Raw genomic sequence first — 16,310 nt, forward strand, 5'->3', positions numbered from 1 at the left:
GGCAGCGCGCGCGGGCCGTGCAATTGCGTGGCACCGCGAACCGACCTAGGCCGACGCTCATGGCCGACGACGAGACGCGCGCGCTGGATGCGAAGGGGCACCGCGCCCGGCTGCGCGCGCGGTTGCTGGCCGACCCCGAGGGGCTGCTCGACCACGAACTGCTCGAATACCTGCTGGCGCTTGCGATCCCGCGGCAGGATACCAAGCCGCTCGCGAAGCGGCTGCTGGAGAGATTCGGCCATTTGCCGGGCATCTTCTCCGCCGATCCCGCCGTGCTGGCGCAAGTCGATGGGATCGGCGAGACCAGCGTCGCGGCCATTCGCATCGCGCACGCAACCGCGATCCGGCTGGTGCGCGCCCGTGCGCGCGCGGCGCCGGTGCTGTCGAACTGGCAGGCGCTGTCGGATTATCTTCATGCCGATATGGCGCACGACATGGTCGAACGGTTCCGCGTGCTGCATCTAAATACCCGCAACATGCTCGTCCGCGACGAGGTGATGGCGCACGGCACGATCGATCAGGCGGCCGTTCACGTGCGCGAGGTCATCAAGCGTGCGCTCGATTTCGGGTCGGCGGCGCTGATCCTCGTCCACAACCATCCGTCTGGCGATCCCTCGCCGAGCCGCGCGGATATCGAGATCACCCGCGCGATCATCGCCGCGGCCAAGCCGCTCGACATCGCGGTCCACGATCACCTGATCGTCGGGCTGAACGGGCAGGTCAGTCTGCGCGCCAAGGGACTGATCTGACGATCAGGGCAGCAAAAAGGTGCCTTCGATGGTGGTGACGCACGTCCCGCTGAGCACCACCCGCTTGTTGTCGAGGCGGCAGCCGAGCCGCCCGCCGCGCGCACTGGCCTGAACGGCGGAGAAAGCGTCGCGGCCCAGTCGCTTCGCCCAATAAGGCACGACGACCGCATGCGCGCTGCCGGTGACGGGGTCTTCGGGGATGCCGAACGCCGGGGTGAAGGCGCGGCTGACGATGTCGCTGGTGTCGCCGGGCGCGGTGACGATCACCAGCAACCGCCCCTCCTGTTCCAACGCGCGCTGGTCCGGCGCGCAGGCGCGCACCGCCGCTTCATCGGCGAGCACCGCGACCGCATAGCCACCATCGCGCCACAGCGTCTCCGCGGGCGTGACGCCCAGCGCGGCCACGACACCGGGGAGGTCGCGCGGCGCCGGCGCCAAGGCCGGGAGCGCCAGGGCATAGCCCGCCCCGTCGCGCGCGACCTCCAGCACGCCCGATTGACGCGTCGCGAAGCGGACACGCGCGCGGTCGGGGTCGGAGGCAAGCACGACATGACCGCTGGCCAGCGTCGCATGGCCGCACAAGGCGATCTCAGCGGTCGGGGTGAACCAGCGCAATTCGTAATCCGCCGAGCCGCTGGCATCGGGAACCAGGAATGCGGTTTCGGACAGGTTGTTCTCCTGCGCGATTCGCAGCAGCGTCGCATCGTCGAGCCACGCCGACAGCGGCATCACCGCCGCCGGATTGCCCTCGAACGCCTGCGCCGCGAAGGCATCGACCTGCGTGAAGGGAATACGCATCGGCGGTAGCTTCCTAAAGGCGTTTCGAGAACCAATGCGGCGTGACGTCCGCCTCGACCAGCGGGTTGTCGGTATCGACATGGCCCTCGGGATCGAGGTGGATCAGCGTCTCGACGCGCGGGAAGGTGTCGCGGAGCGCGCGCTCGACGCGCTCGACGATGTCGTGCGCGTCGCGGACCGACAGCGCGGCATCGACCTCCATGTGGAATTGCGCGAAATCGTGGCTGCCGGCGCGGCGCGTACGGAAATCGTGAATGCCGCGGATGCCGGGCTGACGCGCGGCAACCTCCATGAAGGCGGCGCGCTGCGCCTCCGGCCACTCCTTGTCCATCAGCATGTCGATCGCCTGACTCGACGCCTGGAACGCGCCCCACACCAGCCAGGCCGCGATCGCGATGCCGAACACCGGGTCGGCCCCGGAGATGCCGACATATTGATCGAGCACCAACGCCGCAATCACCGCGACGTTGAGCAGCATATCCGATTGATAATGGACGTTATCGGCCATGATCGCGATCGAGCCGGTCTGGCGGATGATGCTGCGTTGATAGGCGAGCAGCGCGAAGGTCGCGACGATCGCCGCGATCGACACGCCGATCCCCAGCCCGGCATCCTCGTTGGCGACGGGATCCGAGAAACGCCGGATCGCCTGCACCGCGATCCCGATCGCCGAAGCGGTGATGAGCACGACCTGAAACAGCGCCGCCAACGCCTCCGCCTTACCATGGCCGAAGCGATGGTCATGGTCGGCGGGCTCGGCCGCCAGCTTGACGCCGTACAGGGTGACGAGGCTGGCGAGCAGGTCGAGCCCGGTGTCCGCCAGGCTGCCCAGCATCGCGACCGATCCGGTATGCCACGCGGCATAGGCCTTCACGATCAACAGCGTACAGGCCATCGCCACGCTGGCCAGCGCGGCCTGCATCGCGAGCGGAATGACGCGGCGGCGTTCGTCGCGTGTCATGGGAACAGCAATCCCTCGCGCCACCCGCCCTGTTCGTCGACGGTGAACACGCGCCGTTCATGCAGGCGATGCGCGCGGTCGTGCCAGAATTCGAAATGAACGGGCGTCACGCGATAGCCGCCCCAATCGGGCGGACGCGGCACGTCCTGCCCGTCGAAGCGCGCCTTCATCTCCGCGAATCGTGCCTCGAACGTGGCGCGATCGTCGAGCGGTCGCGACTGTTCGGACGCCCAGGCACCGAGCTGCGAGTCGCGGCCGCGACTGGCGAAATAGGCGTCGCTCTCCGCATCGGTGGCGTGGCTGACCGCGCCCTCGATCCGGATTTGCCGTCGCAACGACTTCCAGTGGAAGAGCAACGCCGCCTGCGCATTGGCGGCGAGATCGCCCGCCTTGCGGCTGCCGCGGTTGGTATAGAAGACGAAGCCGTCCGAACCATGCCCCTTCAGCAGCACCATCCGCACCGACGGACGACCGCGGGCATCGGCAGTCGCGAGCGCCATCGCATTGGGATCGTTCAATTCGCTGTCGCGCGCTTCGGCGAACCAGCGGTCGAACAAGGAAAAGGGATCATCGGCCATGGCGGCGCTCTTACCGCGACTGCGGGGAAAGGTCATCATTGTCGTTGGGGGTGGTATTGATTATTATCACCATGGAGGTGACTTATGGCGAGCAGCGTAAAACTTGGCGACCGGCTGGAAAGCTACGTCGATAAACTGGTGGAGAAGGGTCGCTACGGATCGCGTAGCGAGGTACTCCGCGAAGGCGTGCGGCTCGTCCACGAACGCGAGGCATGGCTGGAGATGGTGCAGGCGCAGGTGAACGAAGGTCTGGCCGACGTCGACGCCGGGCGGGTCATAAGCCTTGATCAAGCATTCGACGACCTTGCAGACCGATATCGGCAATGGCCTCGGTAAGCCTGTCGCGGCGTGCGCAGACCAATTTGCGCGATCTCGCCGACTGGATCGCGCGCGACAATCCTGATGCCGCGCTCTCCTTCATCACCGAGCTGCGCGTCGCTTGTACCGAGCTAAGTATTTTTCCCCGTCGCTTTCCGAAAGCGCCCCAGCTCGGCACCGGCATAAGACGGCGCACTTTTCGCAACTACCACATCATCTATCGCCTTCAGGGCGAAGATGTCGTGATCGTCGCGATCGTTCATGCCGCGCGCGATCCGAACATGTCTTTCTGATCCGATCGGAACCCCCGCCTTGCCCGACGATTGAATCGCCTTCGCAACGAGAGGCTGATCCGATGGCGGCGCGCGCATATTGGCAGGGGCAGATCCGGTTGGCGCTGGTGTCGATTCCGGTCGAAATCTACTCCGCCACCAAGTCCGGGGCGCAGGTGGCCTTTCACCAGATCCACGAACCCAGCGGGCAGCGGATCAAATATGAGAAGGTCGCGCCCGGCGTCGGACCGGTCGACACCGACGAGATCATGAAGGGCTTCGAGATCGAGAAAGGCGAGTACGTCCTGCTCGAACAGGACGAGATCGATGCGGTCAAGCTCGAGTCCAAGAAGACGCTGGAACTGACGCAGTTCGTCGACGCGCATGAGATCGACGTGCTCTATTACGAGAAGCCTTATTTCGTCGTTCCCGCCGACGATCTCGCCGAGGAAGCGTTCATCGTGCTGCGCGAGGCGCTGCGCCGGACCAAGAAGGTCGGGCTCGGGCAACTCGCGATGCGCGGGCGCGAATATGTCGTCAGCCTCAAGCCGTGCGGGCGCGGGATGATCCTCGAGACACTGCGCTACGCCGACGAGGTGCACCGCGCGCAGGGCTATTTCCGCGACATTCCCGATGACCAGCCCGATGCCGACTTGCTCGATCTCGCCGAGGCGCTGATCGAGAAGAAGGCCGCCGCCTTCGACCCGGCCGAGTTCCACGACCGCTATGTCGATGCGCTGAAAGACCTGATCGAGCGCAAGCGCAAGGCGAAGGGCCGCAAGATCATCGAGGACAAGGGCGACGATGGCGCACGCTCGGTATCGAACGTCGTCGACCTGATGGCGGCGCTCAAGAAGTCGATGGAGGGCAAGGGCGGCGCCACGGAAAAGAAGACCGCGACGCGCAAGCCCGCAACCCGCAAGCCGGCGGCCAAGGCGTCGACCGGCAAGGCATCGACGGCGAAGAAACGTGCTTGAGCCGCACGGCCATGACGGGAGGATCGGGTGACGACCGATCCGCTCGCCTCCTATAACGCCAAGCGCGATTTCGCGAAGACCGCCGAGCCGGCGGGGACGCTCGCGCCGGGCAAGGGCAACAGCTTCATCGTCCAGAAGCATGATGCGACGCGGCTGCACTGGGACTTTCGGCTGGAGGTCGATGGCGTCCTGAAAAGCTGGGCGGTGACGCGCGGCCCGAGCCTCGACCCGAACGAGAAACGCCTCGCGGTGCGGACCGAGGATCACCCTCTCTCCTATGCCACCTTCGAGGGGACGATCCCGGCGGGGGAATATGGTGGCGGGACGGTGATGTTGTGGGACCGGGGGACCTGGTCGCCGGTCAAGGGGAAGAGCGCCGCCGACATCGACAAGGGCCACCTCCACTTCATCCTCGACGGCGAGCGGATGAAGGGCGAGTGGCTGCTGATCCGGCTGCGCCCGCGCGGCAAGGAGAAGCGCGAGAACTGGCTGTTGCGCAAGATCGAGGACGCCGAGGCCGGCGGCACCGACATCTTGGTCGAGACCGCGCTGACCAGCGTCGCGACCGGTCGGACGATGCAGGAGATTGCCGAGGGAAAGAAGGCAAAGGCAGCCCCGCGCACGGGCAGTCGCACGAAGCCGGGGCCGGCGAGGAAGCGCAGCGCCACCAAGGCGCCCGCCTTTGAGCCGCCGCAGCTTTGCACGCTGGTCGATCACGTCCCGACCGGCGGCGAATGGATCCATGAGGTCAAATATGACGGCTATCGCGCGCTGATCGCGATCGGCGGCGGGACGGCCAAGGTCTACACGCGCAGCGGACTCGACTGGAGCGACAAATTCGCCGGCATCGCCGAAGCCGCCGCCGCGCTCTCCGCGACGACCGCGCTGATCGATGGCGAGATCGTCGCCTTCAAGGATGGCCGTCCCGATTTCTCAACGCTGAAGGATGCGATCGGCAGCGGCGGCGCGATGACGCTGTTCGCGTTCGACCTGCTCGAAGTCGACGGCGAAGATCTGCGCGAGCAGCCCAATGTCGCGCGCAAGGAGCGGCTGCGCGCGCTGGTCGGCGAGGGCGAGGAGCGGTTGCGCTTCGCCGAGCATATCGTCGGATCCGGCGAGCAATTGTTCGAGACGATGTGCCGCGAGGGCTATGAGGGTGTCGTCTCCAAACGCGCCGATGCGCCGTATCGCGGGCGACGCACCCAGTCGTGGCTGAAGATCAAGTGCATCCGGCGGCAGGAGTTCGTGATCGTCGGCTGGCTGCCCTCCACCAAGTCGCGCGGTCTGCGCTCGCTGCTGCTCGGCGTGCATGACGGCGACACGCTGCGCTATGCCGGCAAGGTCGGCACCGGCTTCGATGCGGCGATGATGGACGAGTTGCGGACGCGGCTGGACAAACTGTCGCGCAAGACCGCCACCGTCGACGCGCCGCGCGCCGCGGTCAAAGGCGCGCAGTGGGTGAAGCCTGAGCTGGTCGCCGAAGTCGCGTTCGCCGAAGTGACGCCCGATGGCGTGTTGCGCCATTCCAGCTTCATCGGGCTGCGCGGCGACAAGCCGGCGGCGGAGGTGGTCGTCGAAGCGCCCGCCCCCACACCCAAGGTCGAGTCGCGGATCAAGGTCACCAATCGCGACCGCGTGATCTTCCCGGAGGGCAAGATCACCAAGGGGCAGTTGGCGGATTATTACGCCGCGATCGCGGGCATCATGCTGCCATGGGCCGGGCATCGGCCGATCAGTCTGGTGCGCTGCCCGCAGGGACGCGCGCGGCAATGCTTTTTCCAGAAGCATGACGCCGGATCGTTCGGCGACACCGTGCATCAGGTGCCGATCCGCGAGAAGGACGGCAGCACCGAAAACTACCTGTATGTCGAGGATGCCGACGGGCTGGTCGCGTGCGTGCAGATGGGGACGATCGAGTTCCACGGCTGGGGATCGCGCGTCGACGCGCTCGAACGCCCCGACCGGATGGTGTTCGACCTCGATCCCGACGAGGGCCTCGGCTTCGAGGAGACCAAGCGCGCCGCGGTTCACCTCAAGGAGCAGCTCGCCGAACTCGGGCTGGTCAGCTTCCCGCTGCTGTCGGGGGGCAAGGGCGTGCATGTCGTCGTCCCGCTGACCCCCAGGGCCGAATGGCCGGCGGTGCGCGACTTCGCCGAGCGGTTCGCCCGCGCGCTCGCCCATGCCGATCCGGAGCGGTTCGTGGCGGTGATGAGCAAGGCGAAGCGCAAGGGACGGATCTTCATCGACTATCTGCGCAACCAGCGCGGCGCGACCGCGATCATGCCCTATGCCGCGCGGGCACGCGCCGGTGCGCCTGTGGCGGCGCCGGTGTCGTGGACCGAGCTGCGCGATCTCGACAGCGCCGCGCACTGGCACGTCGGCGATGCCGAGGCATTGATCGCGCGTGCGAACGGGCGGTCGCTGAAGGGCTGGGGCGTCGCCGATCAGGTGCTGCCTGACCTTTGAGACCAATCGGTCGATTCCGATTGCTTAACCCGAAGGCCGCACTAGGGTCCGCCCCGGTTGGCTGAAGGAGGAACCGCTGGCCACGCAGCCTCTCTTCGACCCCGGCACCCTCGCCCGCCGCCGCTTTGACGATTACGCCGGCACGCCGTCCGACACGATGCGCAGTGGTGCCGCCGCGCCGTGGCTGGCGGTGCTCGAGGAACTGTCCGCGGTCGCGGGCGACGATCTCGGCCATGCGCGCGAGCGGGTGCAGCGGCACGCGATCGACATCGGCACCGGCTTTCGCATCATCGGCGAGGATAGCGAGCGACCGTGGCCGGTCAGCCCGGTGCCGCTGCTGATCGAGGCGCAGGAATGGGCGCGGATCGAGCGCGGGATCGTCCAGCGCGCCGATCTGTTCGAGACGATCCTCCGCGATCTCTATGGCCCGTCCAAGTTGGCGGAGCGTGGGCATTTCCCTGCGACGCTGGTCACCGGCAGCCCGTTCTTCCTGCGGCCGCTGGTCGGGCTTGCGCCGCCGGGCGGACACCACCTGCATTTCGTCGCGATCGATCTGGGGCGCAGTCCGTCGGGCGAGTGGCGCGTGCTCGCCGATCACCTGCGCGCGCCGACCGGGGCGGGCTATGCGCTGGAGAACCGGCTCGCGGTCAGCCGCACGCTGGGCGGGTTGCAGGCGCGGCTCAACGTGCGTCGGCACGCGCCATTTTTCGCTGCGTTTCGTGAGGGGTTGGCGGCGGCGTGCCGGCGCAGCGATCCGCGGATCGGGCTGCTGACGCCGGGGCGCTACAATCCCAGTTACCCCGAACAGGCGCATCTGGCGCGCTATCTGGGGCTGTTGCTGGTCGAGGGCGACGATCTCGCCGCGCTGGAGGACCGGCTCTATGTCCGGACGATCGCCGGGCTGAAGCGCGTCGATGCGCTGTGGCGGCGGCTCGATCCGCGGCTGCTCGACCCGCTGGCGTTCGATTCGCACTCGCGGATCGGGGTGCCGGGGCTGATCGACGTCTGGGCGCAGGGCAATGTCGTGCTCGCCAACGCGCCGGGCGCGGGCGTGCTGGAAAGTCCGGCGTTCGGGGCATTCCTGCCGCAGCTCAGCACGCGGCTGACCGGCGCGGACCTGATCCTGCCGAACATCGCGACCTGGTGGTGTGGACAGCCGCGCGAGGCGGCGCATGTCGCGGGCGAGTTCGGGTCGATGCTGCTGTCCTCCGCGTTCGGGGCGCGGACGCTCGGCCTGCCCGGCGAAGCGCCGGTCGCGGGGGCCGATCTGACGCCCGAGCAGCGCGCCGCCTTCCTCGACGACCTCACGCGGCGTCCGCAGGATTATGTCGGACAGGAAATCGTTCGGCTGTCGACGATGCCGGTGATCATCGAGGACCGGCTGGAGCCGCGCCCGTTCACGTTGCGGGTGTTCGCGGCGCGCGATGCGCAGGGCGACTGGCAGGTGTTGCCGGGCGGCTTCGCGCGGATCGGCGAACATCCCGACCCGCGCGCGGCGGTGCTGGGCGAGGGCACGTGGTCGGCGGACGTCTGCGTGCACGGGGCGGAGCCGGTGTCGCCGGTGTCGTTGCTGCCCGCGCCCGATTCGCTGCACGTCCGGCGCAATCCGGGGACGCTGCCGAGCCGGGTCGCGGACAATTTCTTCTGGCTCGGGCGCTATCTGGAACGCGGCGAGGCGCTGCTGGCGGCGATCCGCGTCATGCTCGGCCATTCGATCGACGCCGACACCGGCGCCGCCCCCGACGACGCGACGATCGCCAAGCTGGTCGCCGAGATCGTCGACAGCGGCGCGGCCCCTGCCCCGACCGGCTTCCGCCGCGCCGAGCTGATCGCGTTCGCGCGCACCGCGATGGAGGCGCGCGACGGCGGGTGGCAGTCGGTGGCGGCGATCAATACCCATGCGCAGCGGATCGCGGGCGGATCGCGCGACCGGCTGTCGGTCGACATGGTGCGCTTGCTCGATGCACCGTTCCCGACGCATCGCGGGATGCTCGACCGGGCCGGGTCGCTCCAGCGCCGCTATGCCGCGATCGCCGGGCTGTCCGCCGAGCATATGGGGCGGACCGCGGCATGGCGGTTCCACGATCTCGGGCGTCGCATCGAGCGCGCGCGCGCGATCACGCGCGCGGCGCGGATCTTCGGGATGAGCGGCGCGTCGGCGGGCGACCTGTCGACGCTGCTCGATCTCGCCGACAGCCAGATCAGCTATCGCCAGCGTTACCTGACCGGGATCGCACGCGTGCCGGTGGTCGACCTGACCGTGCTCGACCCCGGCAACCCGCGCGCGCTGGCGTTCCAGGTCGAGCGGATCCGCGAGCATCTGGCGGCGCTGCCGGTGCTCGACGACGACGGGATGGCCGAGCCGCAGCAGATCGAGGCGACCGAGCTGCATGCGCTGGTCGCCCCGGCGCAGGCGGCGTTGCTCGATCCCGAGACGCTGTCGGAGGTCGAGCACCGGCTGTTCCGGCTGTCCGAGGCGATCGCACGGCGGTATTTCCTGCAAGGCGCCGAGCCGTTGCGGGCGAGCGGGTTGACGCTGGCGTGACGCGGGTTGTTCTTCCCACCGCCCCCGTTCGCCCTGAGGAGAGGCTGAGCTTGTCGAAGCCTCGTCTCGAAGGGTGCGTGCCACAAGGTGCTTCGAGGCGGCATTTCGACAGGCTCAATGCCTCCTCAGCACGAACGGGGACTGTGAGGGGAGACGTTGTCGAAGGCGGAGCACCGGCGGTTTCGGCTGTCGGAGGCGATCGCACGGCGGTATTCCTTGCAGGGCGCAGAGCCGTTGCGGGCGAGCGGGTTGACGCTGGCGTGAGCGACACACTCATACTTCGTCATTGCGAGCGTAGCGAAGCAATCCAGGGTTGGGCCAGGACGCCCTGGATTGCTTCGCTACGCTCGCAATGACGAATGGGGCCTGATCGATGCGCTATGACATTCGCCACATAACCCGCTTCGATTACGGCAATGCGGTCAAGTTCGCGCGCTGCAACCTGCGGCTGAAGCCGATCGATTGGCCGGGGCAGAAGCTGGAGGAATACGCACTTCACGTCGCGCCTTCGGGGCGGACGACCGAGGCGCATGCCGAGGCCGGGCTGGCGCATGTCACGCGACTGGTGGTCGACGAGCGCGTCCGTCGGCTGACGATCGAGAGCGTCGCGCGGCTGACCGTCGACCGGCTGGTGCCGGTGCCCGACCCGAGCGACCTGACGATCGCCGAGGTCTGTGCGCTGGCGCGGGCGTCGGGCGACGTGTCGGCGGCGGGGCCGGCGGCGTATCTGTTCCCCTCGCCGCTGATCCCGCTCGACCGCGCGATCGCGGATTATTGCGCGCCCGATCTGTCGCCTGACCGCAACGTGCTGGAGGCGGGGATTGCGCTGGCGCGGCGCATCCAGCGCGACTTCGCGTTCGATCCCGCCGCGACGCTGGTCGACACGCCGCCGCACGAGGCGTTCGCCAAGCGCAGCGGTGTTTGTCAGGATTTCGCGCAGATCATGCTGACGGGCCTGCGCGCCGCCGGGCTGCCCGCGGCTTATGCCTCGGGCTATATCCGCACCATTCCGCCGCCCGGTCAGGAGCGGCTGGTCGGCGCGGACGCGACGCACGCCTGGGTGCTGATCTGGTGCGGGCCGCAGCGCGGCTGGGTCGGGGTCGATCCGACCAACGGCATCTGGATGGCGGGCGACCATATCGTCGTCGCGATCGGGCGCGATTATGCCGAGATCGCACCGGTCGACGGGGTCGTGCTGGGATCGGGGGCGCAGGCGATGGAGGTCAGCGTCGACGTCGCCCCGATCATGGAGCCCGCGTAACGATTGCGCTTCGCCGCGCACTTCCCCACATAGGCGAGTAACACACCAACCGGGGACGACATGGCCGATCCATATGCGACGCTGGGCGTGGCGCGCGGCGCCAGCGAGGCGGACATCAAGAAAGCGTATCGCAAGCTCGCCAAGGAGCTGCATCCCGACCGCAACCGCGACAATCCCAAGGCGGCGGAGAAGTTCGGGCAGGTGACGAGCGCCTATGACCTGCTGACCGACAAGGACAAACGCGCGCGCTTCGATCGCGGCGAGATCGACGGCGACGGCAATCCGACCGCGCCGTTCGGGTTCGGCGCGGGCGGGCGCGGGCAGGCGGGCAACGGCGGGTTCCGCGCCGAGGGCTTCGACATGAGCGGGATGGGCGGCGGTGCCGGCGGCCCCGACATGAGCGACATCTTCGAGGGGCTGTTCGGCGGCGGCCGCGCGCGCGGCGGCGCTGGCGCGGGTGGCGGGTTCGCCAGCGGCTTCGGGCGGCGGCAGCCCCCGCCCAAGGGCGGCAACGTCGCCTATTCGCTGTGCGTCCCCTTCACCGATGCCGCGACGCTCGCGCCGCAGCGCGTGACGCTGGCGAGCGGCAGCACGATCGACCTCAAGCTGCCCGCCGGGGTCGAGACCGGCACGCAGATGCGGCTCGCGGGCAAGGGCGACGACGGCCCGGGCGGCGCGGGTGACGCGATCGTGACGATCGAGGTCCAGCCGCACCGCTTCTTCACGCGCGACGGTGACGACGTGCGGCTCGACCTGCCGATCACGCTCAAGGAAGCGGTCGAGGGCGGCAAGGTGAAGTGCCCGACCGTCGACAAGCCGGTGATGATCACGGTGCCGACCGGGGCAACTTCCGGCAAGACATTGCGTTTAAAGGGGAAAGGCTTTCACCGCAAAGGCGGCGAGCGCGGCGATCAACTGGTGACGCTGATCGTCGACGTGCCGGCGGACGATGCGGCGCTGAAGGCGTTCGTCGCCGGCTGGGACGGCGGCGGGAACCCACGCGCGGCGATGGGCGTCTGATCGTGCGTGACCGAGGCCCCGCTATCGCTGACGCCTGAAGATCGCGGGCGCCACCACGGCGCCGCGCGGCGTCGGCTCGACCGCCAGCTCGCGCGCGTCCGCCCCGGCGCCTATGCGTGGGAGGTGTTCAAGCGCGCGGCGATCGGGGTGTGGACTGATGGGTTCATCTATGCCGGCAACCTCGCCTATCTCGCGCTGATGACGGTGTTTCCGTTCTTCATCGTCGCCGCGGCGGTGGCGTCGCTGTTCGGGCAGAGCGACGAGGTGCAGCACGGACTGGCCAGCTTCCTGTCGGTGCTGCCGCGCGACGTCGCGGAAGTGCTACGGACGCCGATCGCCAACGTGTTGCAGGCGCGGACCGGGCCGTTGCTGTGGTTTGGCGCTTTGGTCGGGCTGTGGACCGTCGGCAGCTTTGCCGAGACAATCCGCGACATCTTCCGCAAGGCCTATGGCACGCGGTCGTCGCAGTCGCTGTGGCGCGCGCGGCTGGGCTTGAGCATCGCGATCATCGCCTCGGTGGTGATCGCGCTGTTCGCGTTTCTGGTGCAGGGCATCCTGACCGCCGCCGAGCAGTTCATCTATCGCCTGCTGCCGGTCGCGCAGCATGTCGCCGAATGGCTCAACATCGCGCGGCTGGTGCCGGCGGCGATCATGTTCGGCGCGCTGTACATGCTGTTCTATTCGGTGACGCCGGGCAAATATCGCCGCAGCGATGCGCGCAAATGGCCGGGCGCCTTGTTCACGACCCTGTGGTGGGTGAGCATGACCGCGGGGCTGCCATGGGCGCTGTCGCAGCTCGGCGGCTATGACCTGACCTATGGCAGCCTGGCGGGTGTGGTGGTCATGCTGTTGTTCTTCTATCTGATCGGGCTGGGACTGGTCTTCGGCGCGCATCTCAACGCGGCACTGGCGGAGCCGCCCGAACCGGTTGTAGAGGGGGCCGGACAGGGTGAATTATAATGCAGGTACACGCGTGAACGGATTGATGGCGGGCAAGCGCGGGCTCATCATGGGGCTGGCCAACGACAAGTCGCTGGCGTGGGGCATCGCCAAGAAGCTGAGCGAGGCCGGCGCGGAGCTTGCTTTCTCCTATCAGGGCGCGGCGATGGAGAAGCGCGTGCGCCCGCTCGCCGAGCAACTGGGCGTCGCGCGGCTGTTCGATTGCGACGTCGCGGACATGGACGCGCTCGACGAGACCTTCGCGGCTCTGGCCGAGGAATGGCCGACGATCGACTTCGTGGTCCATGCGATCGGCTTTTCGGACAAGTCGCAGCTACGCGGGCGCTATTACGACACCACGCTCGACAATTTCCTGATGACGATGAACATCTCGGCCTATTCGCTGGTCGCGGTGGCGCAGCGCGCGCGGCGGATGATGCCCGACGGCGGCTCGATCCTGACGCTGACCTATTATGGCGCCGAGAAGGTCATCCCGCATTACAACGTGATGGGCGTGGCGAAGGCGGCGCTGGAGACGAGCGTCAAGTATCTCGCGGTCGATCTCGGTCCCGACAATATCCGCATCAATGCGGTCTCGGCCGGGCCGATCCAGACGCTGGCGGCGCGCGGGATCGGCGATTTCAACTATATCCTCAAGTGGAACGAGCTGAACGCGCCGCTGCGCCGCACCGTGACGATCGAGGATGTCGGCGGCGCTGGGTTGTACATGCTATCCGATCTGGCGAGCGGCGTGACCGGCGAAATCCACCATGTCGACGCGGGCTATAACGTGATCGGGATGAAGGCCGAGGACGCGCCGGACATCGCGCTGGCGTGAGCGTTGCGGGCATGACGATCGCGATCCGCCCGGCGGCGGGCGGCGACGTCGCCGCGATCGACGCGCTGCTCCGCGCGGTCTTCCCACGTGCGGACGAGGCCGATCTGGTGCGGCAGCTGTGTGTCGACGGCGACATGGTGCTGATGATGGTCGCCATGGACGAAGAGAGCGGCGCGCTGGTCGGGGCGGTGGCGTTCAGCCGGATGGCGGTCGAGGTCGGCGGCAAGGCGATCGCCGCGATGGCGCTCGCGCCGGTCGCGGTCGCGGAGCGCTATCGCCGGCAGGGGGTCGCCGAGGCGTTGATCCACGCCGGGATCGAGCGGATCGAGGCGGCGCGGATCGTGCTGTGCTTCGTGCTCGGCGAAGCGGCTTTTTACGGGCGGTTCGGCTTCCATGCCGATTATGCGAAGAACTTCGCCTCGCCCTATGCGGGCGAGCATCTGCTGGCGCTGCCCGTGCAGGGCGGGTTGATGCCGTGCGGGCAGCGGGGAGCGGCGACGCATGCCGGAGCCTTCGCGCGGCTCGGCTGAGCGGGATCGCCCAAACAGCTTTCCCTCCCTTACGGTAAGTTAAGCACCGATCCTTACAAGCCCGGGGAATGGATCACCGTTCCGACCGGCTGTTACTCGTGGCGCAGGCGGGCGTCGGCGTCGTCGCGCTGGCGATCATGAGCCTGTACCCGCCTGCCGAGGGGCGCATCCTGCTGGTCCCGGTCGCCGACCGCGACGTCAACGCCACCGCGCGGCTGGCGCTGTCGTCGGGGGCGATGCTGCTCGGCGCCGGACCGTTGCGCGGGTCGCTGGTGGTGGTGGGGAGCCGCGCACGGCTGGCGGCGCAGATCCGGCCATGGCGAACCCTGATGCTCGCGGCCCCGCCGGCCGGTTGCGGCACCCCCTCCAGACCGGCGGGCGTCGCATGACCGCGCAAGGTGAACCGCTCGACCGGATGCGGATGTACGGCGTGAAGGGCTGGGCGTGGGCGGGCTGGATCGTGCTCGCCGGGCTGTGCGCGGGCGACGTGCTGATCGGCGGGGGCAAGCTGCCGGCGGTGCTGGCGATCGGGCTGCTCGCCAATATCGGGCCGACCGCGATGATGGTGCTCGGGCGGCACGACGCGGTGGCGCGCGCGATGATGGGGTCGCTGGCGACGGTGCTGCCGGCGCTGCTGGTGTTCGTCCTGCAGGGCCGCGCGTGGCAGATGGACGCGCACATGTATTTCTTCGTCGCGATGGCGGCGCTGCTGGTGCTCGCCGATTGGCGGCCGATCCTGCTGACCACCGGGCTGACCGCGGTGCATCACCTGCTGCTCGAATGGTTCGCGCCCGACTGGGTGTTCGACGGCAGCGGCGATCTGGGGCGGGTGCTGTTCCATGTCGTCGCGGTCGGCCTGCAATTCGGGGCGCTGACGGTGGTGACGCTGATGCTGGAACGGCTGTTTGCCGCGCAGGAGCGCAGCCTGCGCCGCGCTCGCGAGCTGACCGCGAGCGCCGAGGAAGGCCGCCGCGCCATCGAAAGCGCGCTGGAACAGGCGCGGCTTGCCGAGGAACGCGCGGCGCGCGAGCGGCGACGGCGCGAGGAACAGGCGGCGCAGATCGCGCAGGAACGACGCGGCGAGCTGATGATGCTGGCGGGCGAATTCGAACGCTCAGTCACGTCGATCGTCGGCGGGATCGCGCAGGCGAGCGAGCGGCTGGAACAGGCCGCGATCCAGCTGGAGAGCGGCACCGCCGCGGCGCGCGGCGAGGTGGTGACCGCCGCGACCAGCGCCGACGAGGCCGCGACCGACATCGCGCAGGTCGCCGCCTCGATCCGCGACCTGACGCGCTCGATCCAGACGATCGCGGTGGCGGCCGACCGGCAGTCGCAGCTGACCGACGGCGTCAGCATCGCGGCGCAGCGCAGCGTCCAGACCGCGGCGATGCTGGAGGAACAGGCGGTGCAGATCGAGGGCTTCCTCGACGACATCCGCCGGATCGCGGCGCAGACCAACCTGCTGGCGCTCAACGCCACGATCGAGGCGTCGCGCGCCGGCGAGGCCGGGCGCGGCTTTGCGGTGGTCGCGGGCGAGGTGAAGGCGCTGTCGGCCGATACCACCCGCGCCAGCGACCGGATCGGGGTGTTGATCGCGGGCATCCGCGAGGGGGTGGCGGAGACCGGCGAGAAACTGCGCAGCGTGACGCAGGCGGTCGCCGAAGTGTCGGGCGCGGCGCATGGGATCAAGGTGGCGGTCGACGAGCAGCGCAGCAGCGCGCTGGAGGTCGATGGCGGCGCGACCCGCGCAGCGACGATGGCGGAGGCGATCGGCGGCGGGATCGGCGCGCTGGTCGACACGGTCGGTAAGGCGTCGACGCTGTCGGCGACGGTGCGCAATAGCGCGGGGGCGCTGGCGACCAGCGCGCGCGATCTGCACGGGTCGACCAATCGCTTCGTGGCGTTCCTGACGTGTGAGCGTGCGGCGGCGGAATAGCGGGCGCTTGCTGCTCGCGCCCGTCGCCCCGGACTTGATCCGGGTGTGGATTCACATTCGAAGTGCAACGGGAAGAAGGCCTCAGCGGGGGTTTGGAAGCCGAGGCATTTTCTGGGTGTATG

16 protein-coding genes are annotated in these 16,310 nt (G+C 68.5%); 13 read left to right on the plus strand and 3 right to left on the minus strand.

The genetic code is table 11. From position 1 onward, the window contains the following. Positions 1-59 precede the first annotated feature (59 nt). Positions 60-749 carry a RadC family protein gene (radC, locus tag FHS97_RS16910; protein WP_184040876.1) on the plus strand — a complete coding sequence of 230 codons (690 nt, stop codon included), beginning with the start codon at positions 60-62 and terminating at the stop codon, positions 747-749. Between the two features lie 3 nt (positions 750-752). Here the strand turns inward: radC and FHS97_RS16915 are convergent, their stop codons facing one another. Genes FHS97_RS16915 through pdxH form a run of 3 tightly spaced genes read right to left on the minus strand, consistent with a single transcriptional unit; the run spans position 753 to position 3,086 of the window. Beyond that, positions 753-1,547, minus strand: coding sequence for a PhzF family phenazine biosynthesis protein (locus tag FHS97_RS16915; RefSeq protein WP_184040879.1), 795 nt, complete (start codon positions 1,545-1,547; stop codon positions 753-755). A gap of 13 nt (positions 1,548-1,560) precedes the next feature. Then, positions 1,561-2,508 carry a cation diffusion facilitator family transporter gene (locus FHS97_RS16920; protein ID WP_184040882.1) on the minus strand — a complete coding sequence of 316 codons (948 nt, stop codon included), beginning with the start codon at positions 2,506-2,508 and terminating at the stop codon, positions 1,561-1,563. Beyond that, positions 2,505-3,086, minus strand: coding sequence for a pyridoxamine 5'-phosphate oxidase (gene pdxH, locus FHS97_RS16925; protein ID WP_184040885.1), 582 nt, complete (start codon positions 3,084-3,086; stop codon positions 2,505-2,507). The genes FHS97_RS16920 and pdxH overlap by 4 nt, the downstream gene beginning before the upstream one ends. A gap of 84 nt (positions 3,087-3,170) precedes the next feature. Between pdxH and FHS97_RS16930 the strand changes: the two genes are divergently transcribed. The 12 genes from FHS97_RS16930 to FHS97_RS16985 all read left to right on the plus strand — a co-directional run bounded on the left by FHS97_RS16930 (position 3,171) and on the right by FHS97_RS16985 (position 16,188). Then, entirely contained in the window at positions 3,171-3,422 is a 252-nt protein-coding gene (locus tag FHS97_RS16930) for a type II toxin-antitoxin system ParD family antitoxin (protein ID WP_184040888.1), read from the plus strand. Positions 3,423-3,448: 26 nt separating this feature from the next. After that, on the plus strand, positions 3,449-3,697 hold the full coding sequence (locus tag FHS97_RS16935; RefSeq protein ID WP_184040891.1) for a type II toxin-antitoxin system RelE/ParE family toxin: 249 nt from the start codon (positions 3,449-3,451) through the stop codon (positions 3,695-3,697). Between the two features lie 62 nt (positions 3,698-3,759). Next, a complete protein-coding gene (gene ku / locus FHS97_RS16940; protein WP_184040907.1) occupies positions 3,760-4,653 on the plus strand; it encodes a non-homologous end joining protein Ku in 894 nt (297 codons plus the stop codon). A gap of 27 nt (positions 4,654-4,680) precedes the next feature. Further along, entirely contained in the window at positions 4,681-7,119 is a 2,439-nt protein-coding gene (gene ligD / locus FHS97_RS16945) for a DNA ligase D (protein ID WP_184040911.1), read from the plus strand. 157 nt (positions 7,120-7,276) lie between these two features. Continuing rightward, positions 7,277-9,664, plus strand: a complete 2,388-nt coding sequence (locus FHS97_RS16950; RefSeq protein WP_184040913.1) for a circularly permuted type 2 ATP-grasp protein — start codon at positions 7,277-7,279, stop codon at positions 9,662-9,664. Between the two features lie 373 nt (positions 9,665-10,037). After that, complete coding sequence (locus FHS97_RS16955; RefSeq protein ID WP_184040916.1) at positions 10,038-10,925, plus strand: transglutaminase family protein; 888 nt, start codon at positions 10,038-10,040, stop codon at positions 10,923-10,925. A gap of 60 nt (positions 10,926-10,985) precedes the next feature. Next, complete coding sequence (locus tag FHS97_RS16960; protein WP_184040933.1) at positions 10,986-11,945, plus strand: DnaJ C-terminal domain-containing protein; 960 nt, start codon at positions 10,986-10,988, stop codon at positions 11,943-11,945. A gap of 6 nt (positions 11,946-11,951) precedes the next feature. Continuing rightward, complete coding sequence (locus FHS97_RS16965) at positions 11,952-12,905, plus strand: YhjD/YihY/BrkB family envelope integrity protein (protein WP_184040936.1); 954 nt, start codon at positions 11,952-11,954, stop codon at positions 12,903-12,905. 13 nt (positions 12,906-12,918) lie between these two features. Beyond that, positions 12,919-13,722, plus strand: a complete 804-nt coding sequence (fabI, locus tag FHS97_RS16970) for an enoyl-ACP reductase FabI (RefSeq protein ID WP_343053485.1) — start codon at positions 12,919-12,921, stop codon at positions 13,720-13,722. Between the two features lie 11 nt (positions 13,723-13,733). After that, entirely contained in the window at positions 13,734-14,252 is a 519-nt protein-coding gene (locus tag FHS97_RS16975) for a GNAT family N-acetyltransferase (RefSeq protein ID WP_184040939.1), read from the plus strand. A 68-nt stretch (positions 14,253-14,320) separates the two neighbouring features. Continuing rightward, positions 14,321-14,641, plus strand: coding sequence for a hypothetical protein (locus FHS97_RS16980; RefSeq protein WP_184040942.1), 321 nt, complete (start codon positions 14,321-14,323; stop codon positions 14,639-14,641). Beyond that, complete coding sequence (locus FHS97_RS16985) at positions 14,638-16,188, plus strand: methyl-accepting chemotaxis protein (protein WP_184040945.1); 1,551 nt, start codon at positions 14,638-14,640, stop codon at positions 16,186-16,188. Before FHS97_RS16980 ends, FHS97_RS16985 begins: the two co-directional genes overlap by 4 nt. Positions 16,189-16,310: the final 122 nt, after the last annotated feature.

Origin of the sequence: Sphingomonas endophytica, from assembly GCF_014199415.1 — a bacterium.
GTDB classification, from domain to species: Bacteria; Pseudomonadota; Alphaproteobacteria; order Sphingomonadales; family Sphingomonadaceae; genus Sphingomonas; species Sphingomonas endophytica.